Source organism: Oerskovia paurometabola, from assembly GCF_016907365.1.
In the GTDB taxonomy this organism is placed as follows: Bacteria; Actinomycetota; Actinomycetes; order Actinomycetales; family Cellulomonadaceae; genus Oerskovia; species Oerskovia paurometabola.
In genome coordinates this window covers 2,293,072-2,319,459 of sequence record NZ_JAFBBV010000001.1, presented here as the reverse complement: position 1 = coordinate 2,319,459, position 26,388 = coordinate 2,293,072, and the positions used below count along the sequence as shown (strand labels likewise).

The following is a 26,388-nucleotide window of genomic DNA, read 5'->3' as shown; positions in this document are numbered from 1 at the left end:
AGTCAGGCGGGCGACGCGCCCGCGGCGGGCTCTCCCGCGCCCCCGGCCGAGCCCGAGCCTGCGGCCGCGGCGGGCAGGAGGTCGCGCAGCGCGGTGTCGACGTCGGGGTAGGTGGGTGGCATCTCGTCCGGCCCGACGGCGCCGCGCAGGACGTCCCGCACCTGACCCACGTCGCGGGCCAGGGCCAGGCGCGCACCGACCCGGTCGAGGTCGCGGTGCAGGGTCACGAGCATCTCGGCGGCCTCGACGTCCACGAACGGCACGGTCTCGGCGTCGAGGACCACGACGCGCGGCGACGCGTCGGCGACCAGGCGCCGGACCGCCGCGCGCACGGTGTCCGCGTTGGCGAAGAACAGGCCCGACTCGACGCGCACCACGAGCGCCCCCTCGACGCCCCGGCCCCCGTCCTTGCCCGTGGCGATGCGCCGCGCGCGGTCGACCCACACGCCGTGCGAGCTGCGCACGAGCACGGCCACGTGGGGCCGCGAGGCCCGGTCCAGGAGCAGGAAGAGGGACAAGACGATCCCGAGCACGAGGCCAGGCAGGGTGTCGAACACCAGGACGCCGAGCATGGCCGCGAGCGCCGCCCAGAAGTCGTGCCGGGCCGCTCCCCCGTACAGGGCCTTGGAGCGCGGCGTCGCGAGGCGGTACAGGCGACGCAGGGCCTTGACGTCGACGAGCTCGATCACGGCGGCGATGACGACGGCCGCGAGCGTGGCCTCGGGCAGGGACTCGAACACGGGCGTGAGGAACAGCAGCGTCAGGAGGGTCAGCGCCGCGGCGACGAGGCCCGAGACCTGGCTCCTGGCGCCCGCGCCGCCGTTGACCGCGGTCTTGGACAGGCTGCCGTTGACGACCATCCCGGACGCGAGGCCCGAGCCGAGGTTCGCGGCGCCCATGCCGACGAGCTCGCGGTTGGCGTCGATGTCGTAGCCCTCGCGCGAGGCGTACGTCTTGGCGGCACCCAAGGCCTCGGCGAAGCCCACGAGCATGACGCCCGCGGCCGGGCCGACCAGGTCGGTCCAGGTGTTCCGGTCGACGCCCGTCGGGAGGCCGAGCGCAGGGAGCCCGGCCTGGATGGGGCCGACGATGTCGACGCCGTCGTCGTCGAGCCCGAGCAGCAGGACCAGGGCGATCCCGATCCCGACCACGACGAGCGAGCCGGGCACCTTGGGCAGCCAGCGCTTGATCGCGAGGACCGCCGCGAGGGACCCCAGGCCCAGGACCACGGTCAGGGGGTGCGCCGTGCCGAGCTCGGTGAGGATCGTCCAGAGCTTCTCGAAGAAGTTCCCCTCGCCCTTGTCGACGCCCAGCAGGGCGGGCACCTGCCCGATCACGATCGTGAGCGCGAGGCCCACGATGAACCCCTTGAGCACGGGCTCGGAGATGAACGAGGCCAGGAACCCGAGGCGCGCGATGCCCGCCACCAGGCACAGGACCCCGGTCACGAGCGCGACGGCCGTGGTCAGCGCGACGAACGCGGCGTCGTCGCCGGGCCGGAAGGCGGCGACCACGCTCGCGGACAGGGCCGCCGTCGCGGACATGGGCCCCACGACCAGGTGGCGCGAGCTGCCGAACGCCGCGTACAGGATCAGCGAGGGCACCGCGGCGTACAGGCCCACGACGGGCGAGACGCCCGCGATGGTCGCGTACGCAAGCGACTCGGGCACGAGGACGGCCCACACGGTCAGGCCCGCGACCACGTCGCCCCGCAGCCAGGCCCCGCGGTATCCCTGCAGGGACGCGAACACGAACCACGGTCGCTGCGCGCGTGTGGGTGGCCTGGTGCTCGTCGGCATGCGCCCGCCTCTCGACCGTGGGCGCAGTGCGCGCCTCACGGGCGAACGTATCCGCGCGGGCCGCGGTCGGCATCAGGAAGCCCGCCCCGCCCGACGGCGCCGCTCCCCACCTCACACCCCAGCACGCCACCTCACGTCGCGCACGGCACGGGCGTCTACGAAGGTGAGCACGTCCGCCCGGTCTCCCCGCCCCAGGAGCGCCCCCGTGAGCACGACGCCACGGCTCTACCGACTGCTCGGACCCGACCGCGTCCCGACCCTCAGCACCGTCCCCGGGACTCTCGGCGGCCACCGACGCTCCCGGATCTACGGCCGGCTCGACTGCCCCGGCGCCGCCCGCGCGATCGCGCGCGGAGGCTACGTGACCCATCGCGTGTTCTTCGCCGACGAGGAGACCGCGATCGCCGCCGGGTACCGGCCGTGCGCGGTGTGCCTGCGCGAGAGGTACCGCGAGTGGAAGCTCTCCCAGGCAGCCCTCGACCCGCAGGGCTGAGGGGGCACCGAGGCGCTCGAGGCGCCGCCCGCGCGCACGAGCGACCCGGTCACGGCACAGTGGACCCGACCCGTCCTTGCCCGACCACCCGGGAGGCACCGTGCGCGCACGCCGGATGACCACGCTCCTCGTCGCGCTCACGACCCTCGTGCTGACGGTGCCGGTGGGCCTGAGCACGGGCGCACCGGCCCGGGCCTCGGGGGCCGGGGACGTGGTGGGTCTCGTGAACGGCGCGCGCTCGTCCGCGGGGCTCGCGCCCCTGGCGCACGACCCCGGGCTCGCCGGCGTCGCCCAGGCGTGGGCCGAGCGGATGGCCGCGAACGGCTCGATGAGCCACAACCCGTCGACGGGCGCGCAGATCCCTGGCGGCTGGTCCTCGTGGGGCGAGAACGTGGCGTGGTCCACCGACCCGTCGCCGTCGGGCCTGCACGCGAGCCTCATGGGCTCCCCGGGGCACCGGGCCAACATCCTGTCCTCGACGTTCACGTCGGTCGGGGTCGGGTACGCGACCGACGCCGCCGGGGGCGCCTACGTCGCCGAGGTGTTCGCCGCCTACCCCGGTGCGGCCCCTTCTGCTCCCGCGCAGCCGCCGGCGCAGGCGGCTCCCGACCGGTCGGCCCGCTCGCCGGCCGCCGCGGGCACGACGGGCGGAACGGACAAAACAGGCAGGTCTGCGGCCGGCCGGCCCCGCTCCCCCCTCGGCCTGGTGCTCGGCGCCTCGGGGCCCGAGGTCCAGGCCCTCCAGGAACGACTGCGACTCCACGGCCAGGACCTCGCGGCCGACGGTGCGTACGGCCCCGCGACGTCCGCCGCGGTCGTCGCGTTCCAGGGCGCGCGGGGTCTCGCCCCGGACGGCGTCGTGGGCCCCGCGACCACGGCAGCGCTCGCCCTCGACCCGCCGCCCACCCCGGCGCCAGCACCCGCGGCTCCCGCCGGTCCCGCAGTCCCCGACGGCACCGACGGCGCCGACGGCGCCGCGGCCGAGTCTCGCGCGACCGGCCCGCAGACGCCGGGCGACGCGACCGACACGCGAGCCGCGGCTGCGCGGGAGACGGGGGCGACGCCGTCGGGCAGCGGGACGCCCTCCGGGAACCCGACCCCGCCGGGCGCGACGACGACTCCCGAGGTCCCGGCCTACGGCTGGGTGATCGCCGCCCTCGCGGTCCTTGCCGCGATGTCGCTGAGCGTCGTGGGCGCGCGCCGCCGGTCCGCGCAGGTCCGAGGTGCGCGGCCCCCGCAGGACTGAGCGCGCCTCAGATGCCCAGGACCACCTTCGCCACCGAGAAGTAGATGACCAGCCCCAGGGTGTCGACGAACGTCGAGATGAAGGGCGCCGCGACGATCGCCGGGTCGATACCCACGCGGCGCGCCAGGATCGGGATGCTCGACCCGACCGTCGTCGCGAGCACGCACACCCCCACGACCGTGATCGCGAGCACCTGCGCGATCGAGACCCCCGCGACCCACGCCGCCGGACCGAAGCCGACCGCGGCGAGCACCGTCCCGAGCAGGAGGCCGGTGAGCATCTCGCGCCCCACGACGCGCAGCAGGTCGCCGCGGCGGATGTCACCCACCGCCAGCGCGCGGACCACGGTCGTCGCGGCCTGGGACCCCGCGTTCCCGCCCGTGCCGATGAGCAGCGGGATGAACAGCGCGAGCGCCACGACCGCGTCGAGCTCGGCCTCGAAGTAGCTCTGCACCCCGACCGTGAGGCTCGCCGCGACGATCAGCAGCAGGAGCCACACCACGCGCGCCCGCACCAGCCCCAGGACCGAGACGGTCAGGTACGGGCGGCGCAGCGGCTCCGAGCCACCCACGCGGGCAGAGTCCTCGTCGTCCTCGGCCTCGAGGATGCGCATCGCGTCGTCGACCGTGAGCACGCCCAGGAGGCGGCGTTCGTGGTCGACCACGGGCACCGCGACGTACCCGCCGTCGCGCACGACGTTGGCCGCGTGCTCCTGGTCGTCGGTCGCCTCGACCGTCACGGCCGGGGACATGACGTCCTCGACCAGGGCGTCCGGGTCGCTCACGAGCAGCCGGCGCAACGACACGACGCCCTCGACCACGCGCCCGGCACCGAGGACGGGCACGGTGTAGATCGTCTCGACGTCGTCGCCCGCCCGGCGCAGCGCGTCGAGGGCCCCCGCGACGCTCGTGCCACGCCGCACCGACGCCACCCTGGGGGACATGCGCCTGCCCGCGCTGTCCTCGGGATACCCGAGCAGCGCGGTCGTCAGGGCCCGCTCGTCGGGCCCCAGCCCGCCCAGGAGCCGGGCCGCGACACCCGCGGGCAGCTCGTCGAGCAGCGACGCCCGGTCGTCCGGGTCGAGGGCCGCGAAGATCTCCGCGGTCGCCTCGGACCGCAACGCCTCGACGAGCTCCGCCTGGATCGCCGGGTCGAGGTCCTCGAAGACCTCGACCGCGCGCCCCTTGGGCAGCAGGCGGAACGCGACCGCGCGCCGCTGGTCGCCCAGGCGCCCGAGCTCGTCGACGACCTCCTGCGTGTCCATGCTCGCGATGCGGTGCTGCAGGTCCTCCAGGTCGTGGGGTCGCTCGGTCCGGGGCTCGGAGTGTGCGCGCATGGCCCCACCTTCTCAGGACGGCCGACCACAGGCCCGGCGGAGACGGCACGACGTGACGAGGCCCACGGCACGGGAGCGCGTCAGCTCGCGACGCGGTACCTCGTGTAGACCACGCCGCCCGTGAAGCGGCGCTCGTCGAGCAGCTCGAGGTCGAGCCGGACGCCCGCGGGGTAGAAGGACGTGCCGCCGCCCACCAGCACTGGGTGCACGAAGACCCGCACCTCGTCGACGATCCCGGCCGCGAGCGCCTGCGCGGCCAGGGTCGGTCCGCCGATGCCGACCTCGCGCTCGGCGCGGTCGACGAGCGCGCGGGCGGAGACCGGGTCGAACGACCGCTCGACGCGCGTGCGCGCCAGGCCCGGGTCGTCGAGCGTGGTCGAGTACACGACCTTGTCCACGTCGCGCCAGATGCGCGCGTAGTCGCGCACGGCGGGCGACTCGTCGTCGAGCATGGCCGGGTCGTCCCACACGCGCATGACCTCGTAGACGCGGCGCCCCAGGAGGAAGGTCCCGACGGAGCGCTCGAGGTCGTCGACGAACGCGTGCACCTCCTCGTCGGGGGCGCTCCACCCGAACGAGCCGGAGGCGTCGGCGACGTAGCCGTCGAGGGACATGATGCCGGTGCAGGTCAGCTGTGCCACGGTGCGCTCCTCGCCGGGTTCCGTCGCGGTCCGTCCCAGCGTAGGCCGGTGGCCGCGCAGGCGCTGCGCCGTTCGGGGGCAGCGCCGCTCGGCGGCAGCGCGGACCCGATCAGGCCGTCGGGTCCTCGGGCCAGTCGTGCTTGGGGTAGCGGCGGCGCAGCTCGGCGCGCACCTGCGCGTATCCCGTTCCCCAGAACGACTCGAGGTCCGCGGTGATCGCGGCGGGGCGCCTGGCCGGGGACAGCAGGTGCAGCAGCACGGGCACGCGTCCGTCGGCGACGCGGGGCGTGGCCCGCCACCCGAAGGCGTCCTGCACCTTGACGGCGAGCACGGGCTGGTCCCCGGTGTAGTCGAGGCGGGCGCTGCGTCCCCCGGGCAGGTCGACGCGCACGGGGGCGAGCTCGTCGAGCCGGCCCGCCGCGGGCCACGGCAGCAGGCGCCGCAGGGCGCTGGTCACGTCGAGGCGCTGGAGGTCGGCTGCCGAGCGGACCCGGGCGAGGTCGGGGCCGAGCCACGTGTCGAGCCCCGCGAGCAGGGCCTCGTCCGACACGTCGGGCCACGGTTCGCCCAGGGCGCGGTGCAGGAACGCGAGCCGGTGCCTCAGCTCGCGCGCGGGCTCGCGCCAGGGCAGGACGTCGAGGCCCTCGCGCTCGAGCCCGGTGCGCAGCGCCGCGACGACCTGGTCGGCGGGCGGGTCGGCGACCTTCTGCGAGGCGAGCTCGATCGCGCCGAGCCGCGTCGTGCGCCGCGCCTGGATGCGCCCGCCCGACCACGTGACGGTGTCGTCCTCGCGCAGGGCCGCGGACGCGGCCTCGTACGCGAGGTCCTCGTCGACGGGTGCGGCCGAGCGGATCGTCGCGTCGCGCCTGCCGGCGCCGCGGTCGGCGTCCGCGACGGCGAGCCAGTCGTACCCCGCGAGCGGGGACCCGGGCGGCAGCGCGGCCCCGGTGCCCGAGACCATGAGGTACGTCGACCCGTTCGGCCGCCTGCGCGCGACCCGGTCGGGGTGCGCGAGCGCGACGACGAGCCCGACCGCGAGGTCCAGGCTCAGGTCCTCGCGGCGTCCCCGCCCCGGCGCGGGAGCGAGACCCTGGAGCCGCTCGGCCTGCGCGCGCCACGCCCCGCTCGCCGGGCCGCCCCGCCGGGCGTCCCGCAGGGCGGCGACGAGGTCCGCACCGGGTGCGCGCACGTCGTCGGACAGGAGGGCGACCACCTCGGCGGCGAGCCGCGGCCCGACGACGTCGCTCGCGTCCAGGAGGGCCCGCGCGAGCCGGGGGTCGGCCGGGACGCGCGCGATCTCACGTCCCCGGGCTGTGACCGTCCCGTCCGGGTGGACCGCGCCGAGGGCTTCGAGGGTCGTGTGCGCGACCGACATCGCGGCCGCGGGCGGGGCGTCCAGGAGCGCGAGGCCCGCCCCGTCCGGGCTCCCCCAGCACGCGAGCTCGAGCGCGAACGCGACGAGGTCGGCCGTGAGGATCTCGGGCGTCGGGTGCGCGACGAGCTGGGCGTGCTCGCCGGGCGACCAGCAGCGGTACACGGCCCCCGGGCCCTCGCGTCCGGCACGTCCGGCGCGCTGCTCGGCCGCCGCACGGCTCACGCGGACCGTCACGAGACCCGCGAGGCCGCGCCGGTGGTCGGTGCGCGGCTCGCGGGACAGTCCGGCGTCGACGACCACCCGCACCCCGGGCACGGTGAGCGAGGACTCGGCGACGGCCGTGGAGACCACGACCCGGCGACGCGGCCCCGGCGTCAGGGCCAGGTCCTGCTCGCGCGCGGGCAGCCGCCCGTGCAGCGGACGGACGTCGGCCTCCACGCCGGCCAGGCGGCGGGCGACGCCGTCGACCTCGCCCGCGCCCGGCACGAAGACCAGCACGTCGCCGGACTGCTCGACCAGCGCTCGGCGCGTGGTCGCGGCGACGTGGTCGAGGAACGCGCGCGGCACGCCGCGCTCGTCGAGCCGCGGCCCGGGCGACGGCGCCCACACCTCCTCGACGGGGAACAGGCTGCCGTCCGCGACCACGACCGGCGCGGGGAGCCCGTCGCCCAGGAGGTGCGCGGTGCGCTCGGCCTCGATCGTCGCGGACATCGCGACCAGGGCCAGGTCGGGCCGCAGGGTCGCCCGGACGTCGACCAGCAGGGCCAGCGTGAGGTCGGCGTCGAGGTGCCGCTCGTGGACCTCGTCGAGCACGACGACGCCGACCCCCGCGAGCTCCGGGTCGCGCTGGAGGCGGCGCAGCAGGACGCCGGTCGTGACGACCTCGACGCGCGTCTCGGGACCCGTCCGGGACTCCCCGCGCACCGAGAAGCCCACCGTGCGTCCGACGGGCTCTCCGAGCAGGTGCGCGAGCCGGCGGGCTGCAGCCCGCGCGGCGATCCGGCGCGGCTGGGTCACGATCACGCGCCCCGCGGGCAGGACGGCCGCGAGCGCCGGCGGGACGAGGGTCGTCTTGCCCGTGCCGGGAGGAGCCTGGAGCACGGCGACGCCCCGGTCCCGGACGGCGTCGGTGAGCTCGGCCAGGTGGTGGCGGACCGGGAGATCGGGCGGCGAGGCGAGCAGGCGGGCGATCGGGTCCGGGTCCACGGGGTCATTCTCCCCCGCCCCGGTCCCGGTCAGCTCCCGGCGGCCGCCACGAGCGGGAGCACCAGGGGCGAGCGCAGCCCCACGGCGTGCTGGGTGAGGAGCGCGACGACCGCCGGCACGTCGCCGCGACTCGTGCAGAGGTCGACGCGCAGGCGGCGCGCGAAGCGGGTGCGCTCGGTCGACTCGCGGAATCGCAGGGTCGGGGCGTCGGCCACGACCTCGTTGACCTCGCAGACCTGGATGGCCCATGCCCCGGCCTCCTCGAGGGCCGTCGTGAGGGCGTCGAGGTCCGCCGAGTCGAACGTCGCGGACAGCACGACCGCGTCGGTCGTCGTGGGGACGGACGTCCCGCCGACGGCGGTCGCGGCAGCCGCTGCGGCCGATGCCGGGCGCTCGCCGTGAGCCACCGTGCTGGACCCGACCGGGGCCGACGCCGCCCCCGTCGCGGACAGGCCCGAGACCTGCCCCAGCGTGTACGCGTTCGCCCCCTGCTCGACCTCGTCCATGCCGAACTCCTCGCCGGGCGGCACCTTGAGGCCGACCGTCCTGTCGACCCCGAACGCGATGACCAGCGTCACCACGAACGAGAACGCGACCACGACGACCAGGGCGAGCGCCTGGGCGCCCAGCAGGTCGAGCCCCCCGCCGAAGAAGAGACCGTCGGCGCCGGCGTCGTTGATCGCGCGCTCCCCGAAGAACCCGAGCAGGAGCGAGCCCAGGAGGCCGCCCACGAAGTGCACCGCGATCACGTCGAGCGCGTCGTCGAACCGGAACACCTTCTTGAGCCCGAGCGCGAACGTGCACACGACGCCCGCCGCGACCCCGATCACGAGCGCGGACAGCGTGCTCACGTACCCCGCGCAAGGGGTGATGGTCGCGAGCCCCGCGACGCCGCCCGTGACGGCACCGATCACGGTGCCCTTGCCCGTGCGCCAGCGCTCCATGAGCAGCCAGGCCCCCATGGCCGCGGCCCCCGCGACGTGCGTGTTGAGGACGGCCTGGGCCGCCACCCCGTTCCCCTGGAGCGAGCCGCCGCCGTTGAAGCCGAACCACAGGATGCCCGCTCCGGCCACGGCGAGCGGGATGGAGTGCGGGATCGACCCCGCCTCGGGCCACCCCTGCCGACGCCCGACGACGACGAGGACCGCGAGCGCCGCTGCCCCGGCCGCGGCGTGCACGACGATCCCGCCCGCCCAGTCCTGCGCCCCGAGCTGCGCGAGCCAGCCGTCCGGGTTGAACAGCCAGTGCGCGACGAACGGGTAGACGAGCACGGACCACAGGGCGAGCGTCACGACCCAACCGACCGTCCGCAGGCGCCCCACCGTCGCCCCCGTGAGGAGCGCGGGCGTGATGATCGCGAACATCATCTGGAAGGCGACGAACGCGAGGGTCGGGATGGCGACGTCGCCGTCGACGACGTGCAGAGCGGGGGTCGGGGCCGAGTCGAGGCCCGTGAGCCCGAACAGGCCCAGGTCCCCCATGAAGCCGTTCCCGATGTCGTCGCTGAACGCGATGCTGTAGCCCACCAGGACCCACGTCAGCGTGATGACGGCGATCGGGACGAGGTTCTGCTGCATGATCGCGAGCACGTTGCCGCGTCGGACCAGTCCCGCGTAGAAGAGCGCGAGCCCCGGCATCATGAACAGGACGAGGGCCGCGGACACGAGCACCCAGACCGTGTCGCCGCTGTCGACCACCAGCTCGGACATGAGACCTCCCGAGGACGTCCCGGGTGCGTCGGCACGCCGGGGTGCAGGGGCGCGTCGGTCAGCACGGGCGGCGACGCGCAGGACAGCCGGTGCGGATCCCCGTGGGACGAGGACCCGGGACGTGCAGGATCCCGGTCGTGTCGGGGCTGCGGGTCCTGCGAGCATCGCACGAGCACCGCGCGCGCGACACCGGAACGGACGGACGCCGCGCTAGTCTGGGCGGGACGAGCGACCGACGACGAGCGCAGGAGGTGAGGGACGTGCGGGCAGACCATGTCGTACGTGGAGCCGCCTCGCTGCGCGCGCGCTACGACCGGCTGACCTCGACGTCCTCGGCCCGGGCCGTGGCCCTGGTGCCGCTGCTGGCGGTGCTCGTGCTCGCCGTCGGGCAGTCGTTCGGCGGCTCGTCGTCGCTGGGCGGCGTGCTCTCCCTGCTCGGTGCCGCGACCCTCGCGGCCACCGCCGGGGCGCTCGGCGTCGTGCTCGCGTGCGTCGCGGTCGCGGTCCTGCTGCTGCTCGCGGTGCCCGTCGGCCCCGAGCCCGTGCCGCTGCCCGCCCCCGTGCGCCAGCACAGCCCCACGACCCCCGGACGGCCCCGGCCGCGAGCGCCGGGAGCGAGCCCGCTCCCGCGCACCGCCTGAACCTCCAGCACTCCCCCGAGCCGTCGTCGGCCCGGTGCCGTGCCGGTCCCTGCGGAACTGGCGCGGGAGCTCCGCGCTCCCCCCTCCCCTCCACCCGCAGGAGTCCACCGTGCCCGTCGTCGATGCCCTCACCCATGCCCTCTCCACGCTCGTCCACCCGATCCAGCTGGTGGTCGCCTGGATCCTCGTCCATCTCCACTCGGCACTGACCGCGCTCGGCCTCGACCCTGCCGGGGGTACCGCGTGGAGCCTCGCGATCGTCGGCCTGGTCGTGATCGTCCGGCTCGTGCTCGTCCCGCTCGTCGTCGTGCAGGTCAGGGGCATGCGGGCGATGCGCCTGGCCTCGCCCGAGATCCGCCGGATCCAGGAGAAGTACCGGGGCACGAGCGACCCGGCGAGCCGGGACGCGGCCCGCCGCGAGCAGCAGGAGCTCATGGCGCGCACCGGCGCCAACCCGCTCGCGGGCTGCCTGCCGCTGCTCGTGCAGGCGCCGGTCCTGTTCGCGCTGTACTCGGTACTCTCGGGGATCGGGCGCCAGGTGCCCGTCGGGGCGCTGACCGGCGACCTGGTCCGTGAGGCGGACGCCGCGACGCTCCTCGGCGCGCCTCTGTCGGGGACGCTGACCGGGGCCTTCACGGGCGGTGCCGCGACGGGCGGCCTGGCCGGGGTCCTGGTGCCCGCCGTGCTGATCGTCGTGATGTACGCCGCGCAGGTCCTGACCCAGCGGCTGAGCGCGCGCGCCAACCCGGTCGACCCCACCCCGCTGGCGCGGCAGCAGGGCATGCTCGCGTTCGTGCTGCCCGCGGTCTCGGCGGTCGTGGCGGTGGGCTTCCCTGTGGGCGTGGTCCTGTACTGGGCGACGTCGTCGCTGTGGGGGCTCGGGCAGCAGCTCGTGATCGGTCGCCTCGTGCCCTCGGGCGACCAGGACGTGGCGCGGGCGGCCCGTCCCGCGGTGGCCGAGGTCCCGGCCGGCGAGCCCGCCGGACCCGCTGTCGCCACGCGCGTCGGCGGGCAGCGACGGCAGCCGCGTCGCGGCACGACGAGGAAGGCACGCCGGGGCTGATGCCGGCCCGGGTCCGCGCCGGGCGCCCCGCTCAGTCCGTCGCGTCGCGCACGTAGGTGACGATGACGACCCCACGGGGGGTGACGATGCTCTCGGTCAGCGTGAAGCGGGCGAGGTGGGCGCGCTCGTCGAACATGCGCTTCCCGGACCCCAGGACGACCGGGAAGAGCAGCAGGCGGTACTCGTCGACGAGGTCGTGCTCGGCGAGCGCCCGGACGAGGGTTCCGGCCCCGAGCACGACGATGTCGCCGTCGGTGCGGCCCGTGAGGTCCGTGACGGCGCGGGGCAGGTCGCCGCCGACCAGGTGGGAGCCCTGCCAGGTGAGGTCGGCGAGAGAGGTCGTCGAGGAGACGACGTACTTCGGCATCCGGTTCATGGCCGCGATCGCGGGCTCGGAGTCGTCCCCCTGCGCCCAGGCGTCCCGGAGGATCTCGTACGACCGGCGCCCCAGCAGCAGGCCCGCGGCGCCGACCGTCGCCCTCTGCATGAACGCGTCGACCGTCTCGTCACTCAACGGTGGGACCCAGCCGCCGTGCGCGAAGCCACCGTCACGGTCCTCGTCGGGCGACAGGGGCGCCTGGATGACCCCGTCGATGCTGAGGAAGTTCACGACGACTATCCGGCCCATGGCCGACCTCCTGGTGGCTCGTGTCGATCTATCCGGCGGGTGGACCGAGTCCGGCGTACGAACTCATCGGTCGCCCGACGTCCTCAGTCGCGCGAGACCACGACGCTCACGCTGTGCCCGCCGAACCCGAACGCGTCGACCAGCGCGTGCCGCGCCGTCGTCGGACGGGCGGTCCCGTGCACCACGTCGAGGTCGATCGCGGGGTCCGGGGTGTCGAGGTTGAGCGTGGGCGGCACCACGCCGTCGCGCAGCGCGAGCAGCGCGACGACGACGCCGAGCGATCCCGAGGCCCCGAGCAGGTGGCCGGTCGCACCCTTGGTCGAGGTCACGGGCGGCGGGTCGGGCAGGGCCGAGCGCAGCGCGTCGGCCTCGTTGCGGTCGCCCACGGGGGTCGAGGTCGCGTGGGCGTGGACGAGCCCCAGGTCGCCGGGCGACAGCCCGGCCGAGCGCAGCGCGAGCGTCACGGTGCGGGCCTGGTTCTGGGGGTCGCCGCCCACGATGTCGTAGGCGTCCGAGGTGAGCGCGGCCCCCGAGACCACGCCCAGGACGCGGGCGCCGCGCGCCCGGGCGTGCTCCTCGGACTCCAGGACGACGATCGTCGCTCCCTCGCCCATGACGAACCCGTCGCGCGCGGCGTCGAACGGGCGCGAGGCCCGCTCGGGCTCGTCGTTGCGCGTCGACATGGCCCGCGCCTGGGCGAAGGCCGCGAGGGAGAACGCCTGCACCCCTGCCTCGACTCCCCCGCACACGACGACGTCCGCGGTCCCGGCGAGGATCATCTCGCGCGCCGTGGCGATGGCCTCGCTGCCGGCGGCGCACGCACTGACCGGGGCCCGGGCGCCGGCCCGGGCGCCCAGGTCGATCGAGAGCCAGGCGGCGGGGCCGTTGGCCATGAGCATGGTCACGGCGTGCGGGGAGACCCGGCGGTGGCCGTGCGCGTCGAAGAGGCGGCTCTGAGCGAGGGTCGTGGCGATGCCTCCGTTCGCGGAGCCGACCACCACGGCCAGTCGTTCCGGGTCGACGTCCGGGCTCCCGGCGTCGACCCACGCCTCCCGGCCCGCGACGAGCGCGAGCTGTTCGGCGCGGTCGGTGCGGCGCAGCAGCCGCACGCCGAGCGGCTCGGCGAACGCGTCGTCGACGCGCGCAGCGATCCGTACGGGCAGGTCGTGCGCCCACTCGTCGGAGATCGCCCGGACGCCGTGGTCCCCGCGCACGAGGGCCTCCCAGGTCCCCTGGGCCGTCGAAGACAGCGGTGTCACCGCGCCGATACCTGTCACCACTGCTCGTGTCATGGTGCCTCCCCGGTCGTGCACACGTGCCCGGTCGGGGTCCCGCGTGCGCCTGCCTGCACTGTAGGACGCACGTCTCAACTCCGCTGCCCACAGACGTACCAGAGGTGCCGAGCGTGGGTTGCCGCTCGGGTCCGGCCGGATCTCGACGACAACCGGGTTCGCCCGACGACGACGGCAGTCTCGGCCGATCGACGCACCACCCGGCGGTAGGTGTCACGCCTCACGACCACGCCGTGCGTCCGCCCACCTCGCCCGAAGGTGAGGAGGGCGGACGTGGAGTCACGCGGTCAGGACCGGGAGCTGGAGGTAGGAGGGCCGGTGGCCGCCGGTGTGGACGACGTGCGTGCCCGCGTTGACGGTGGAGGCGTACTCGCGGTTGCCGGGCATCATGGTGCCCAGGAGCGACCGTCCGCTGACGACGAGACGCAGCTGTTCGCCGGGGTGGAACGCCAGGCCCACGGGGAGCAGGTCGATCTCGACGTCGACGACCTCGCCGGGCACGAGCTTGGCGACACGGTCAAAGGTGTGGGCGGGGACGTCGTCGGTGGAAAGCTCTTCGTCCAGGTGGCGCAAGGAGACGCGTAGGCGCCCGTCGGAGCCCTTGTAGCGCAGGATCGAGGCTCCTCGCTCGGTGACGTCGTGGACGATCGCGCCGTGGTTGAGCACGGTGAACTCCTGCAGCGGCGTGCCGTGCGCGTCGAGCTTCTGGACCAGGACGAACAGGTCCATGTCGTCGGAGCCCTGCGCCTCGACCCACAGGTGCGCCTTGGGGTACCCGACGAGGACGGTCTCGGTCTCGAAGCGCGTCACGAACGACACCACGTCCGGGTTGCCCCCCACGGCGTAGCCCGCCGTGCTCTCCGTGGCGGGCGGCGTCGTCGACAGGGTGCGAGCTGCGCCGTCGAGGTAGTAGGTCGTGGACGTGACCTCCGCGGGCGGGAACTGGTCGGCAGGGACGTTCACCCGGTCGCCGCCTTCCAGGTCGAGCACGGAGTAGCGCACGCGCGGCGTCTGCTCCCACCCGTTGTCCTGGCCCTTGAGGACGTGGTCGAAGAACCGGCGCAGGTCCTCGACGTTGGCCTCGTCGTAGTAGTCGGGCCACTCCTGGCTGTTGTGGATGCGCAGCCACTTGTCCTGCGAGGCCATGCGCCGCCAGGCGCGGAACGTGCCCTGGGTGTGCAGGGTGTTGGAGTAGCTAGCCACGACGTACGCAGGCACGGTGATCGTGTCGAAGTCGGGGATCTTGTCCTCCCACAGCTCGCCCATGAGCGGGAACTGGGCTGCCTCGGCGAGGATGTCCTCGCGATGGCTCTTACCCCAGTAGCTGTTGTCCTGGAGCTGTTCGGCGAACCCGGTGTCGGGCATCCCGCCGCGCATCACGAGGTCACGGTAGACGTCGCTCACGCCTTCCCACGGGTTGATCGCAGCGAGGTGCGGGGGCTGCTCGGCTGCGGTGAACCACTGTGAGACGGCGAGGTAGGACGTTCCGCTCATCGCGACCTTGCCCGAGCACCAGTCCTGTTCGGCGAGCCACTCGACCAGGTCGTGGGCGTCGCGGCCTTCTTGGCGATCCCAGATGACGCTGTCCCCCTCGGACTCGGCCACGCCCCGGATGTCGGGGTTGCAGATCGCGTAGCCGCGCGCGCACCAGTACGCGGGGTCGGGCCCCTCGAACTTCTCGAGCCCGGACACGGTGCCGTTGTCGAGCCCGACCATGCCGAAGATGCCCATGACGCTTGCCGAGGTCCCCTGGCCCTTGCCGTAGGGGCTCCACGCCACGATGACCGGCACCTGCTCGGTCCCGGCAGGCCGGAAGACGTCGACGTGGATCGTCACCCCGTCGCGCAGCGTGACGGGCACGTCCTTGTCGAGCACGACGTCGACCGGCAGAGGCTTGAAGGGCGGGGCGATCTGGAACCCCGCCTCGAGCGTCCGGGTCCCCGGCTCGTAGCCGCTCAGGATCCCGTACCGGGGACCCGGCTCCAGCGGCTGGGACGGCACATACACCTTCTGGTCGACGCTCATCGTGAGCTCCTCGTCTCTGTCGAGCCCGGGACGGGCTCTGTCAACTCCTCGACCGTACGACCGCTCGACGCAAAACTCAACATCTGTTGAGATTCGATCCGAGGGACGGTACCTTCGGAGCATGACCACACACACGAGCCCGGCTTCCCCGGCGCGGCGCGGGCGTCGACCGGGTGCAACCTCGACCAGGCAAGCCGTCCTCGACGCGGCCCGCGCCCGGTTCGCGGCCGACGGCTTCACGGCGACCACGATCCGCCGCGTCGCGGCCGACGCCGGGGTCGACGCCTCGCTCGTGATGCAGTTCTTCCGGTCCAAGGACGAGCTCTTCGCGGCCGTCATGTCCGTGCCGGCGGGCGCACTCTCGCGCTTCAGCGCGGCGTTCGAGGGGCCCGACCACGGCCTCGGGGAGCGGGTGGTTCGGGCCTTCCTCGGAATCTGGGAAGAGGACGCCCACAGCTCTGCCCCGCTGATGGCCATGCTGCGCGGTGCCATCGTCAACGATCAGGCAAGTACCCAGCTGCGCGAGTTCCTCCAGGAGCGCCTCCTCGTCGACGCCGTCGCGTCCCGTGACGTCGAGGACGCGACGCTCCGCGCGGGGCTCGTGTCGTCGATGCTGGTCGGGCTCGTGGTGGGACGGGGAGTGGTCGGCGTCCCCACGCTGGCGCAAGCGGACCGTGAGACGCTGGTCGCCCTCGTCGGACCCGCCGTGCAGACGGTGCTCGCCCCGGCACCTGCGGCCCTCGGTGACGGGGAAGAGGACGAGGGCGATGACCCGTGCGACAAGGGGATGAACCGATGACGACGATCGACAGCCGCATCTACGTCGGCGGACACCGCACCGCGTCCCCACCTGACCTCCAGGGCGTCGCCGACGACCTGGAGCGCTCGGGAGGCGTCGCATGGATCGGGCTGCTGGACCCGAGCGAGGACGATCTCGAGACCGTCGCTGCGAAGTTCGGTCTGCACCCGTTGGCCGTCGAGGACGCCCACAAGGGGCACCAGCGCGCGAAGCTCGAACGGTACGGCGAGACCGTGTTCGTCGTGATCCGCCCCGCCTGGTACGACGACCGGGCCGAGCGCGTCGACATCGGCGAGGTGCACCTGTTCGTCGGGCCCCGGTTCGTCGTCACCGTCCGCCACGGCGATCGACTGGACCTGACAGCGGCTCGGGACGCGCTCGAAGCCGAACCCGAGTTCCTCGGCCGAGGGCCCGAGGCAATGCTCACGGCGTTCCTCGACGCCATCGTCGACGGCTATGCGCCCGTCGTGGCCGGCCTGGTGAACGACATCGACGAGGTCGAGGACAGCCTCTTCGGCCAGGGCAACGTGGATCCCACGTTGTCCCAGCGGATCTACAACCTGCTCTCCCAGGTCATCGCCCTCCAGCGGGCGATCGGCCCCCTCCCGGACATGGTGCACGGACTGCTGCGCGGGGCAGACCGCTACGGCACAGGCGACGAGGTGCAGAACCGGTTGCGCAACGTCCTGGACCACACGCTTCGCGTGACGGACCGCGTCGACGGTTCGCGGTCCCTGCTCGAGAACGCCCTGACCGTGCACTCCACGCTCGTCTCGCTCGAGCAGAACGACGCCATGCGCCGCATGTCCAGCGCGAGCCTCGCCCAGGGCGAGGAAAGCCGCCGCCTCGCGGAGGAGACCATCGACCAGGGCGAACAGGTCAAGAAGATCTCCTCCTGGGCCGCGATCCTGTTCACCCCGACCCTCATCGCCGGCATCTACGGTATGAACTTCGACTTCATGCCCGAGCTCCACTGGACCTGGGGCTACCCGTACGCCTTGCTCCTCATGGCCTGCTTCGGCTTCGGGCTCTGGGGCATCTTCAAGTGGCGCCGCTGGCTCTGAGAAGTCGCAGCGACCACGGACCGCGATCATCGAAGATCCACGGTGGAAACTGCGGTCACGAACACCGCCTCCGTGCGCCCGGGCACCCCGGGCGCCTCGGGGTGCGCGCCGCTACAGCGCGTGCGCCATGACGCGCTGCGGCCCCGCGTCACCCCCGAGGTACCGGCCGCGGTCGACGAACCCGCCGCGCGCGTAGGCACGTAGCCCGGCGACGTTCTCCTCGTTGACGGTCAGCACGACGGCCGCAAAAGGCCCTCGTCCGAGGCGCTCCGCGAGCCGGGCCGCGAGCGCCGGCAGGGCGGCCGCCACGGCGGTCCCGACGCCCTGCCCCTGGTGCGCCGCGTCGACGAGGAACCCGCGGAACAGCACGACGTCGCCGGTCGCCGGCCCGTCGAGCAGCGCGACCACCTCGGTGGGAGCGCCGCCCGGGTGCAGGACGCCGAGCCCCGCGACCTCCTCGCCGCGCGAGGCGACCAGGAGGTGACGGCCGGGGTCCGCCTCGGCGAGGGCCACGATCTCGGCGGCCGACGAGACGAACCGGTCCTGGCCCGGTGCGGCCGTGACTCCGCGCAACCGGCCCAGCATCTCCTCGCGGGACGCCCGGTCCTGCGCGAGGTCGTCGAGAAGGATGCTGCTGGTCCGCCCGGTCTCCGTGTCCACCCGGCGACGGTACCCCCCAGCACGCGCAGTCCGGCACGTGACTCGTGGCACCCGTCGCCCACGGCACCTACTCTCGGGGGATGACAACGCCGTCACCGGGCAGCGAGCGCCCGCTCGAGCCCGACATCGTGACCGACCTGCGCGAGCAGATGACGTACGGCTCGTACCTGCACCTGGACACGCTCCTGGACGCGCAGGCCCCGGTCAGCGAGCCCGCCCACCACGACGAGATGCTCTTCATCGTGCAGCACCAGACGACCGAGCTGTGGCTCAAGCTGGTCCTGCAGGAGCTGGTCTCGGCGCGCGCGCTCATCGCGGCCGACGACCTCCAGTCCGCGCTCAAGCGCATCGCGCGGGTCAAGCACGTCCAGCGCACGCTGACCGAGCAGTGGTCCGTCCTGGCGACCCTCACGCCGAGCGAGTACGCGCAGTTCCGCGGGTTCCTGGGCCACGCGTCCGGGTTCCAGTCGTGGCAGTACCGCGCGGTCGAGTTCCTGCTGGGCAACAAGAACGCGCGCATGCTCTCGGTGTTCGACGCCGAGCCCGCGGCGCGCGCCGAGCTCGAGCGCCTGCTGCACGAGCCGAGCGTCTACGACGAGTTCCTGCGCTACCTCGCGCGGCACGGCCACGACGTGCCGGCCCGCGTGCTCGAGCGCGACGTCACGCAGGGCTACACGCTCGACGAGGACCTGGTCGAGACCTTCCGCACGATCTACGACGACCCCGAGGGCAACTGGCTCGCCTACGAGAGCTGCGAGGAGCTCGTCGACCTCGAGGACAACTTCCAGCTCTGGCGCTTTCGTCACATGAAGACCGTGCTGCGCATCATCGGGACCAAGCGCGGCACGGGCGGGTCGAGCGGCGTGGGCTTCCTCGAGAAGGCCCTCGACCTGACGTTCTTCCCCGAGCTGTTCGCGGTGCGCACCGAGATCGGCCGGGCGTGAGCGCTGGACCGGAAGAGCGCGCCGCGGTCACCTTCGCGGTCGACGCCCGCTGGGAGCGGGGCACGGGATGGACCGGCCCGACGGCGGTCGTCGCCACCCCGGGCGGCTTCCGGTCGCGCGTGGGTACCGACCCCGCCCCGACCCATCGCCTCGAGGGCGTCCTCCTGCCCGGCTTCCGCGACGCCCACGTCCACCTGGCGCTGGTCGACGCCGGGGCCCTGTTCCGGGGCGGGCTCGCCGCAGTCGACGACCTGGGTGGCGACCCGGCGGTGCTGGCGGCGCTCGCGGTCTGCTCGGCCCGTTCGGCCCGTTCGACATCGTCAGCCCGGCCCGATCGTGCCGGCGCCCTGCCCGAGGTCCGCTTCGCCGGGGCGTTCCTCACGGCCCCCGGCGGCTACCCGTCGGACCGGTCGTGGGCCCCGCCGGGGTCCGTCGAGGAGATCGCCGGCCCCGAGCAGGCCGTGGCCGCGGTCGACCGACAGGTCGAGGCCGGCGCGAGCTTCCTCAAGGTCGCCCTGCACGCGGACGCGGGCCCCGTCCCCGACGACGCGACCCTCCGCGCGCTCGTGGGGCGGGCGCACGAGCACGGCCGGACCGTGGTCGCGCACACCGAGGGCGCGGGCCAGGCCGAGCGGGCACTCGTGGCGGGCGTGGACCGGCTCGCGCACTGCCCGTTCAGCGAGCGGCTGCCGGACCGCCTCGTGAGAGCGGCGGCGCGTTCCCAGACCTGGGTCAGCACGCTCGACGTCCACGGCTGGGGCTCCCCGGCGGCCCCGTACGCGGTGGCCCTCGACAACCTCACGCGGTTCGTCGCGGCGGGCGGCGCGGTCGTCTACGGGACGGACCAGGGCAACGGGCCGCTGCCCGTCGGGGTCGACGAGCGCGAGCTCGTCGCGCTCCAGTCCGCAGGTCTCGCCACGGACGGGCTGCTGCTCGCCCTGACCTCCGCACCGACCCCGGTCGCCTGCACGTTCCTGCCCGGGCCGAGACCCGCGCCGGGCGCCCCGCCCGAGGAGGTCGCCGCCTGGCTCGCGCGTGCGACGGTGCTCAGGCCACGCGACCTCCTCGGCCGGGAACCACCTGCACGTGACGGACCGACGGCCGACCCGCCCTCGGCCGACGCCTCCGGCCGTGCGGTGACCACCCACGACCTGTCCCTCGACGACCCGACCAGGGAGCACCACCCGTGACCAGCAGCCAGGCCAGTCCCCCGACCGCCCGCACCCGGACTCCCGCGCGACGCGCCGCAGCCCTCGACGCCGCCGACCCGCTCGCCCGGTTCCGGGACGAGTTCGTGCCCTCCGACGACGTGGTCGCCTACCTCGACGGCAACTCTCTGGGGCGTCCCACGCGCGCGAGCGCCGAGCGCCTGGCCCGCTTCACGACCGAGCAGTGGGCCTCGCGCCTCATCCGCGGCTGGGACGAGTCCTGGTACGACCTGCCGCTCGCGATCGGCGACCGGATCGGGCAGACCGTGCTCGGCGCGGCGCCGGGCCAGACGTTCGTGGGCGACTCGACGACCGTGATCCTCTACAAGCTCGTGCGCGCGGCGCTCGACGCCCGCCCGGGGCGCACCGAGATCGTGGTGGACACCGGGAACTTCCCCACGGACCGGTTCGTGCTCCAGGGCGTCGCGGCCGAACGGGGCGCGACGCTGCGCTGGCTCTCCCCGGACCCCGACGCGGGCGTGACCCCGGACGAGGTCGCGTGCGTCGTCGGGCCGCAGACCGCGCTCGTGGTCCTCAGCCACGTCGCCTACCGGTCCGGGTTCCTCGCCGACGCGGGCACGATCACGCGCGTCGCCCACGACGCCGGGGCGCTCGTGCTGTGGGACCTGTGCCACTCCGCGGGGGCCGTGCCCGTCGCGCTCGACGCCTGGGACGTGGACCTCGCGGCGGGCTGCACCTACAAGTACCTCAACGGCGGCCCCGGGTCGCCCGCGTTCGGGTACGTGCGCGCGGACCTCCAGACGGCGCTGACCCAGCCGATCCAGGGCTGGATGGGCAGCGACGCGCCGTTCGAGATGGGGCCCGCGTACGCACCGCACACGGGGGTACGACGCTTCCTCAGCGGGACGCCCGCCGTCGTCGGGATGCTCGCGATGCAGGACATGCTCGACCTGCTCGACGAGGCGGGGAACGTCGCCGGGGCCGATGCCGTGCGGGACAAGTCGGTCCGGCTCACCACGTTCGCGCTCGACCTCGTGGACGAGCTGCTCGTCCCCCTCGGGGTACGCGTCGCCTCGCCCCGCGACCCGGCCCGGCGCGGCAGCCACGTCACCGTCGACCACCCCGCGTTCGAGCACGTGGTCGGGCGGCTGTGGGCGCAGGGCATCATCCCCGACTTCCGCCGCCCCGACGGTCTGCGGCTCGGGCTCTCGCCCCTGTCGACGAGCTTCGCCGAGGTGCAGGTCGGGGTCGAGGCGATCCGCGCAACCCTCCTCGAGGAACCCTCGCCTGGGCCTGCCGACGCTCCCGCGGACGTGGCGCCGTCGGGCTGAGCCACGCACCACCCGGCGCACGCGGCGTCGCGCCCCCTCGCCGCGTCGGTGCCTGGACCTAGGCTGGGGCGGACGAGAGACGACATGCCCGGCCGCAGGCTCTCGCGCGCCTGCCGACCCGACAGATGGAGAGCCCATGAGCACGGCCACGAGGACGGACGAGTCGTCCGCACTGCCCCTTGCCGACAGCCACGACATGATCCGCGTGCAGGGCGCACGTGAGAACAACCTCAAGGACGTCAGCGTCGAGATCCCCAAGCGCCGGCTCACCGTCTTCACCGGTGTCTCGGGCTCGGGCAAGAGCTCCCTGGTGTTCGGCACGATCGCGGCCGAGTCGCAGCGCATGATCAACGAGACGTACAGCGCGTTCCTGCAGGGCTTCATGCCCTCGCTCTCCCGGCCCGAGGTCGACCACCTCGAGGGGCTCACGACGGCCATCATCGTCGACCAGGAGCGCATGGGGGCCAACCCGCGCTCGACGGTCGGGACCGTCACGGACGCGAACGCGATGCTGCGCATCCTGTTCAGCCGCCTCGGGCAGCCGCAGATCGGCTCGCCCCAGGCGTACTCGTTCAACGTGCCCTCGGTGTCCGGCAGCGGCGCGATCACGATCGAGCGGGGTGGCAAGACGCAGGCCGAGAAGGCGACGTTCCACCAGCTCGGCGGCATGTGCCCGCGCTGCGAGGGCATGGGCAACGTCAACGACTTCGACCTGACCGCGCTCTACGACGACAGCAAGTCCCTCGACGAGGGCGCGCTCATGATCCCCGGCTACTCGATGGACGGTTGGTACGGGCGCATCTACCGCGGCTCGGGGTTCTTCGACGCGACCAAGCCGATCAGCACGTTCACCAAGCGCGAGCTGCACGACCTGCTCTACAAGGAACCGACCAAGATCAAGGTCGACGGCATCAACGTCACGTTCGAGGGCCTCATCCCCAAGATCCAGAAGTCCTTCCTGTCCAAGGACGTCGACGCGATGCAGCCCCACATCCGGGCGTTCGTCGAGAAGGCCGTGACGTTCCAGACCTGCCCCGAGTGCCACGGGACCCGCCTGAGCCCCGAGGCGCGGTCGTCGAAGATCGCCGGCACGAGCATCGCCGACGCGTGCCAGATGCAGATCACCGACCTCGCGGAGTGGGTGCGCGGCCTCGACGAGCCGTCCCTGGCGCCCCTGCTCAAGGGCCTGCAGCACCTGCTCGACTCGTTCGCCGAGATCGGGCTGGGGTACCTCTCGCTCGACCGACCGTCGGGGACCCTGTCCGGCGGCGAGGCCCAGCGCACCAAGATGATCCGGCACCTCGGCTCCTCGCTCACCGACGTCACGTACGTCTTCGACGAGCCGACCATCGGCCTGCACCCGCACGACATCGAGCGCATGAACTCCCTGCTGCTCCAGCTCCGGGACAAGGGCAACACGGTCCTCGTCGTCGAGCACAAGCCCGAGGCCATCGCGATCGCGGACCACGTCGTGGACCTGGGCCCGGGCGCGGGCACCGCGGGCGGCGAGATCGTCTTCGAGGGCACGCTCGACGGCCTCCGAGCCTCCGACACCACCACGGGCCGCCACCTCGACGACCGCGCGACGCTCAAGGAGGCCGTGCGCCCCCCGAGCGGGCAGCTCGAGATCCGGGGGGCGAGCGAGCACAACCTGCGCGACGTCGACGTCGACGTGCCGCTCGGCGTGCTGTGCGTCGTGACGGGCGTCGCCGGGTCCGGCAAGAGCTCGCTCATCCACGGGTCCGTCGCGGGGCGCGAGGGCGTCGTGGTGATCGACCAGAGCGCGATCCGCGGCTCGCGGCGCAGCAACCCCGCCACGTACACGGGCCTCCTCGACCCGATCCGCAAGGCGTTCGCCAAGGCCAACGGGGTCAAGCCCGCGCTGTTCAGCGCCAACTCCGAGGGCGCCTGCCCGGTCTGCAACGGCGCGGGCGTCATCTACACCGACCTGGGCGTCATGGCCACGGTCGAGACCACGTGCGAGGAGTGCGGCGGCAAGCGGTTCCAGGCGGCCGTGCTCGAGTACACGCTCGGCGGGCGCAACATCGCCGAGGTGCTCGCGATGTCCGTGACGGACGCCGAGACGTTCTTCGCCGACGGCGACGGGCGCATCCCCGCGGCCCACTCGATCCTGAGCCGGCTGGTCGACGTCGGGCTCGGATACCTGAGCCTGGGCCAGCCCCTCACGACGCTGTCCGGCGGTGAGCGCCAGCGCATCAAGCTCGCGACGCAGATGGGCGCCAAGGGCGACGTCTACGTCCTCGACGAGCCGACCACGGGCCTGCACCTGGCCGACGTCGAACAGCTCCTCGGCCTCCTCGACCGGCTCGTCGAGGCGGGCCGGTCGGTCATCGTGATCGAGCACCACCAGGCCGTCATGGCGCACGCGGACTGGATCATCGACCTCGGTCCGGGCGCCGGTCACGACGGCGGTCGCGTCGTCTTCGAGGGCACCCCCGCGGACCTCGTCGCGGACCGCTCGACCCTCACGGGCGAGCACCTCGCGGCGTACGTGGGCGGCTGACGACCGCGGGACGGGTGAGCGCTCCAGGTGAGCGCACACGGTGAGCACAGGAGTGGCGGGCAGGTCCTCGAACCTCCCGCCACTCTCAATCTATAGCGCACCGGGGGGCTTGCGGCAAGGCCCCCGTCGGGGCGCACGATGGTCGGCCCGAGGCCAGAACGACGGAACGAGCCACAGCCATGACCCCCTCGAGCACGAGCGTGTTCGCCCTCCCTGCCCGCCTCTCCCCCAAGGCCGACCCGGCCCTCGTCGACCGCGACGAGCAGCACTTCGCGGCCATCTCGGCCAGCCTCGACGAGACGACCAGGGACGTGTCCGCGCGCCTCGACGCGGCCCGCAGGTCGCCCGGCGGCAGCGGGACGCTCGCCCTGGAGCGCGACCAGGAGATCCACCGCCTGTCCTCGCGGCTACGGACGCTGCGCCGCTACGGCGTGGACCTGTGCCTGGGCCGCATGGTCGCCGAGGACGGCGCCGAGCCCGTGTACGTCGGGCGCCTGGGCCTCACGGACCGCGCGGGTCGTCGCCTGCTGGTCGACTGGCGCTCCCCCACGGCCGCACCGTTCTTCAGCGCGACGAGCGCGCACCCCTTGGGGCTCGCGAGCCGCCGCCGGTACCGCTGGACGCAGGGGCGCATCAGCGACTACTGGGACGAGGTCTTCACGACGGACGGCACGGCCGCGGGCCTCGCGTCCCACGTGACCCTCGACGACCAGTCGGCCTTCATCGCGAGCCTGGGAGCCGAGCGGACCCCGCGGATGCGCGACGTGCTGGGCACCATCCAGGCCGACCAGGACGCCATCATCCGTGCGGGTTCGGACGGCGCCCTCGTGGTCGACGGCGGGCCGGGCACGGGCAAGACCGTCGTGGCCCTGCACCGCGCGGCGTACCTGCTGTACGCCGACCCGCACGTCGGACGGCACCGGGGCGGGGTGCTCGTCGTCGGGCCGCACCAGCCGTACCTCGACTACGTCGAGGACGTCCTGCCGAGCCTGGGCGAAGAGGGCGTGCAGACGTGCACGCTGCGCGACCTCGTCCCCGAGGGCGCGAAGGCCACGGTCGAGGCAGAGCCGGCCGTGGCCCGCCTCAAGGCGTCCGCCCGCATGGTCGCGGCGATCGAGCCCGCGGTGCGGCTGTACGAGCGTCCTCCCCGGACGGGCACGACCGTCGAGACCCCGTGGCTCGACCTGCGGCTCGGCGCCGACGACTGGGCCGAGGCGTTCGACGCCCCTGACCCCGGCACGCCGCACAACGAGGCGCGCGACGTGGTCTGGGAGGCGTTGATCGAGATCCTGATGGACAGGCTCGGCGACGCGCAGGGCGACGACGGGCTGCCGCTCGACCTCGTGCGCCGCTCCCTGGTGACCCACCGCGACCTGGCGAAGACCCTCAACACGGCCTGGCCGCTCCTGGAGCCGTCCGACCTCGTCGGCGACCTGTGGGACGTGCCCGCCTACCTGAGGATGTGCGCGCCCTGGCTCACGCCGGACGAGGTCCGGTCGTTGCAGCGCGACGAGCCGCAGGCCTGGACGGTCTCGGACCTGCCCCTCCTGGACGCGGCACGGCAGCGGCTCGGTGACCCCGAGGCGTCGCGCCGCCGTCGCCGGCACGCAGCGCAGGTCGCGGCGGAGCGTGAGGAGATGAGCAACGTCGTCGACCACCTCATCGCGACCGACGACTCCGAGCTGCAGGTCATGTCGATGCTGCGTGGTCAGGACCTGCGCGACGCCCTGGTCGACGACGCCTCCCGGCCGGACGTGACACCCGACCGGCTCGCGGGACCGTTCGCGCACGTCGTGGTCGACGAGGCGCAGGAGCTCACGGACGCCGAGTGGCAGATGCTGGCGCTGCGGTGCCCGTCGCGCAGCTTCACGGTCGTCGGGGACCGCGCGCAGGCGCGGCACGGGTTCACCGAGTCCTGGCGCGAGCGGCTCGAACGCGTCGGCCTGTCGCAGGTCGACGTGGCGTCGTTGACCATCAACTACCGGACGCCGCAGGAGGTCATGGCCGAGGCCGAGCCGGTCATCCGGGCCGCGCTGCCGGACGCCAACGTGCCCACGTCGGTCCGCAGCGGCCATGCGCCCGTCCTGCACGGCGCTCCCGAGGACCTGGACGCGATCCTCGACCGGTGGCTCGCCGAGCACCAGGGCGTCGCGTGCGTGGTCGGGGACCCCGCGTTCCGGGCGACCGAGCGCGTGCGCTCCCTGACCCCGGTGCTCGCGAAGGGGCTCGAGTTCGACCTCGTGGTCCTGGTCGACCCCGCGTCGTTCGGCGAGGGCGACGACGGCATCGCGGGCGCCGTCGACCGCTACGTCGCGATGACCCGCGCGACCCAGCAGCTCGTGATCCTCACCCCCGGGAACGCGCCGCTGTCGGCCTGAGCACGCGAGCGCCCACCGCGCAGACAGCACGGAGCCCCTCTCCCCGTGCGGGGAGAGGGGCTCGG

At 74.0% G+C, this 26,388-nt stretch carries 20 protein-coding genes; 11 read left to right on the top strand and 9 right to left on the bottom strand.

All coding sequences use genetic code 11. The annotated features are described in order from the left end of the window. Nucleotides 1–2: 2 nt before the first annotated feature. Nucleotides 3–1,799: a SulP family inorganic anion transporter gene (locus tag JOD48_RS10370; protein WP_204808908.1), complete on the bottom strand. Its 1,797-nt coding sequence runs from the start codon at nt 1,797–1,799 to the stop codon at nt 3–5. A 205-nt stretch (nt 1,800–2,004) separates the two neighbouring features. On the opposite strand from JOD48_RS10370, the gene JOD48_RS19535 reads away from it, so the two are divergent. Together JOD48_RS19535 and JOD48_RS10360 are read left to right on the top strand one after the other, a co-directional pair. Further along, entirely contained in the window at nt 2,005–2,292 is a 288-nt protein-coding gene (locus tag JOD48_RS19535) for an Ada metal-binding domain-containing protein (protein ID WP_307824090.1), read from the top strand. Between the two features lie 115 nt (nt 2,293–2,407). Further along, complete coding sequence (locus JOD48_RS10360; protein WP_204808904.1) at nt 2,408–3,538, top strand: CAP domain-containing protein; 1,131 nt, start codon at nt 2,408–2,410, stop codon at nt 3,536–3,538. A 7-nt stretch (nt 3,539–3,545) separates the two neighbouring features. Here the strand turns inward: JOD48_RS10360 and mgtE are convergent, their stop codons facing one another. The 4 genes from mgtE to JOD48_RS19530 form a co-directional block, all read right to left on the bottom strand. Further along, nucleotides 3,546–4,874: a magnesium transporter gene (mgtE, locus tag JOD48_RS10355; RefSeq protein ID WP_191790388.1), complete on the bottom strand. Its 1,329-nt coding sequence runs from the start codon at nt 4,872–4,874 to the stop codon at nt 3,546–3,548. 80 nt (nt 4,875–4,954) lie between these two features. Beyond that, the gene (locus JOD48_RS10350) at nt 4,955–5,515 is read right to left on the bottom strand and encodes a dihydrofolate reductase family protein (protein ID WP_191790387.1); all 561 of its coding nucleotides are present in this window, start codon (nt 5,513–5,515) and stop codon (nt 4,955–4,957) included. A gap of 109 nt (nt 5,516–5,624) precedes the next feature. After that, complete coding sequence (hrpB, locus tag JOD48_RS10345) at nt 5,625–8,096, bottom strand: ATP-dependent helicase HrpB (RefSeq protein WP_307824089.1); 2,472 nt, start codon at nt 8,094–8,096, stop codon at nt 5,625–5,627. Between the two features lie 29 nt (nt 8,097–8,125). Continuing rightward, a complete protein-coding gene (locus tag JOD48_RS19530) occupies nt 8,126–9,805 on the bottom strand; it encodes an ammonium transporter (protein WP_239527382.1) in 1,680 nt (559 codons plus the stop codon). Between the two features lie 260 nt (nt 9,806–10,065). Between JOD48_RS19530 and JOD48_RS10340 the strand changes: the two genes are divergently transcribed. Then, nucleotides 10,066–10,446, top strand: coding sequence for a hypothetical protein (locus JOD48_RS10340; protein ID WP_191790385.1), 381 nt, complete (start codon nt 10,066–10,068; stop codon nt 10,444–10,446). A gap of 109 nt (nt 10,447–10,555) precedes the next feature. Continuing rightward, complete coding sequence (gene yidC / locus JOD48_RS10335; RefSeq protein ID WP_204808900.1) at nt 10,556–11,509, top strand: membrane protein insertase YidC; 954 nt, start codon at nt 10,556–10,558, stop codon at nt 11,507–11,509. 31 nt (nt 11,510–11,540) lie between these two features. On the opposite strand, the gene JOD48_RS10330 is transcribed toward yidC, so the two are convergent. The 3 genes from JOD48_RS10330 to JOD48_RS10320 all read right to left on the bottom strand — a co-directional run bounded on the left by JOD48_RS10330 (nt 11,541) and on the right by JOD48_RS10320 (nt 15,454). Next, entirely contained in the window at nt 11,541–12,137 is a 597-nt protein-coding gene (locus JOD48_RS10330) for a dihydrofolate reductase family protein (RefSeq protein ID WP_204808897.1), read from the bottom strand. A gap of 83 nt (nt 12,138–12,220) precedes the next feature. Beyond that, on the bottom strand, nt 12,221–13,429 hold the full coding sequence (locus JOD48_RS10325; protein ID WP_204808895.1) for a beta-ketoacyl-[acyl-carrier-protein] synthase family protein: 1,209 nt from the start codon (nt 13,427–13,429) through the stop codon (nt 12,221–12,223). Nucleotides 13,430–13,708: 279 nt separating this feature from the next. Then, nucleotides 13,709–15,454 carry a CocE/NonD family hydrolase gene (locus JOD48_RS10320; RefSeq protein ID WP_204808893.1) on the bottom strand — a complete coding sequence of 582 codons (1,746 nt, stop codon included), beginning with the start codon at nt 15,452–15,454 and terminating at the stop codon, nt 13,709–13,711. 121 nt (nt 15,455–15,575) lie between these two features. Between JOD48_RS10320 and JOD48_RS10315 the strand changes: the two genes are divergently transcribed. Together JOD48_RS10315 and JOD48_RS10310 are read left to right on the top strand one after the other, a co-directional pair. Further along, nucleotides 15,576–16,253 carry a TetR/AcrR family transcriptional regulator gene (locus JOD48_RS10315; protein ID WP_204808891.1) on the top strand — a complete coding sequence of 226 codons (678 nt, stop codon included), beginning with the start codon at nt 15,576–15,578 and terminating at the stop codon, nt 16,251–16,253. Further along, nucleotides 16,250–17,317: a magnesium and cobalt transport protein CorA gene (locus tag JOD48_RS10310; protein ID WP_191790380.1), complete on the top strand. Its 1,068-nt coding sequence runs from the start codon at nt 16,250–16,252 to the stop codon at nt 17,315–17,317. The genes JOD48_RS10315 and JOD48_RS10310 overlap by 4 nt, the downstream gene beginning before the upstream one ends. A gap of 111 nt (nt 17,318–17,428) precedes the next feature. Here the strand turns inward: JOD48_RS10310 and JOD48_RS10305 are convergent, their stop codons facing one another. Next, on the bottom strand, nt 17,429–17,977 hold the full coding sequence (locus tag JOD48_RS10305) for a GNAT family N-acetyltransferase (protein ID WP_307824088.1): 549 nt from the start codon (nt 17,975–17,977) through the stop codon (nt 17,429–17,431). A gap of 80 nt (nt 17,978–18,057) precedes the next feature. Between JOD48_RS10305 and JOD48_RS10300 the strand changes: the two genes are divergently transcribed. The 5 genes from JOD48_RS10300 (at nt 18,058) to helR (ending at nt 26,323) form a co-directional block, all read left to right on the top strand. After that, entirely contained in the window at nt 18,058–18,921 is an 864-nt protein-coding gene (locus JOD48_RS10300) for a tryptophan 2,3-dioxygenase (RefSeq protein ID WP_204808889.1), read from the top strand. After that, nucleotides 18,918–20,111 carry an amidohydrolase family protein gene (locus tag JOD48_RS10295; RefSeq protein ID WP_204808887.1) on the top strand — a complete coding sequence of 398 codons (1,194 nt, stop codon included), beginning with the start codon at nt 18,918–18,920 and terminating at the stop codon, nt 20,109–20,111. The genes JOD48_RS10300 and JOD48_RS10295 overlap by 4 nt, the downstream gene beginning before the upstream one ends. Then, the gene (locus tag JOD48_RS10290) at nt 20,108–21,421 is read left to right on the top strand and encodes a kynureninase (protein WP_204808885.1); all 1,314 of its coding nucleotides are present in this window, start codon (nt 20,108–20,110) and stop codon (nt 21,419–21,421) included. The genes JOD48_RS10295 and JOD48_RS10290 overlap by 4 nt, the downstream gene beginning before the upstream one ends. Nucleotides 21,422–21,557: 136 nt before the next feature. Further along, complete coding sequence (locus JOD48_RS10285; protein WP_204808883.1) at nt 21,558–23,945, top strand: ATP-binding cassette domain-containing protein; 2,388 nt, start codon at nt 21,558–21,560, stop codon at nt 23,943–23,945. A gap of 179 nt (nt 23,946–24,124) precedes the next feature. Then, on the top strand, nt 24,125–26,323 hold the full coding sequence (gene helR / locus JOD48_RS10280; protein WP_204808881.1) for an RNA polymerase recycling motor ATPase HelR: 2,199 nt from the start codon (nt 24,125–24,127) through the stop codon (nt 26,321–26,323). Nucleotides 26,324–26,388 lie beyond the last annotated feature (65 nt).

Coding starts and splice junctions, on each gene's coding strand:
- JOD48_RS10370 (WP_204808908.1), bottom strand. CDS start 1,799: ATGCCGACGAGCACCAGGCCACCCACACGCGCGCAGCGACCGTGGTTC.
- JOD48_RS10360 (WP_204808904.1), top strand. CDS start 2,408: ATGACCACGCTCCTCGTCGCGCTCACGACCCTCGTGCTGACGGTGCCG.
- mgtE (WP_191790388.1), bottom strand. CDS start 4,874: ATGCGCGCACACTCCGAGCCCCGGACCGAGCGACCCCACGACCTGGAG.
- JOD48_RS19530 (WP_239527382.1), bottom strand. CDS start 9,805: ATGTCCGAGCTGGTGGTCGACAGCGGCGACACGGTCTGGGTGCTCGTG.
- JOD48_RS10330 (WP_204808897.1), bottom strand. CDS start 12,137: ATGGGCCGGATAGTCGTCGTGAACTTCCTCAGCATCGACGGGGTCATC.
- JOD48_RS10325 (WP_204808895.1), bottom strand. CDS start 13,429: ATGACACGAGCAGTGGTGACAGGTATCGGCGCGGTGACACCGCTGTCT.
- JOD48_RS10320 (WP_204808893.1), bottom strand. CDS start 15,454: ATGAGCGTCGACCAGAAGGTGTATGTGCCGTCCCAGCCGCTGGAGCCG.
- JOD48_RS10315 (WP_204808891.1), top strand. CDS start 15,576: ATGACCACACACACGAGCCCGGCTTCCCCGGCGCGGCGCGGGCGTCGA.
- JOD48_RS10310 (WP_191790380.1), top strand. CDS start 16,250: ATGACGACGATCGACAGCCGCATCTACGTCGGCGGACACCGCACCGCG.
- JOD48_RS10300 (WP_204808889.1), top strand. CDS start 18,058: ATGACAACGCCGTCACCGGGCAGCGAGCGCCCGCTCGAGCCCGACATC.
- JOD48_RS10285 (WP_204808883.1), top strand. CDS start 21,558: ATGAGCACGGCCACGAGGACGGACGAGTCGTCCGCACTGCCCCTTGCC.
- helR (WP_204808881.1), top strand. CDS start 24,125: ATGACCCCCTCGAGCACGAGCGTGTTCGCCCTCCCTGCCCGCCTCTCC.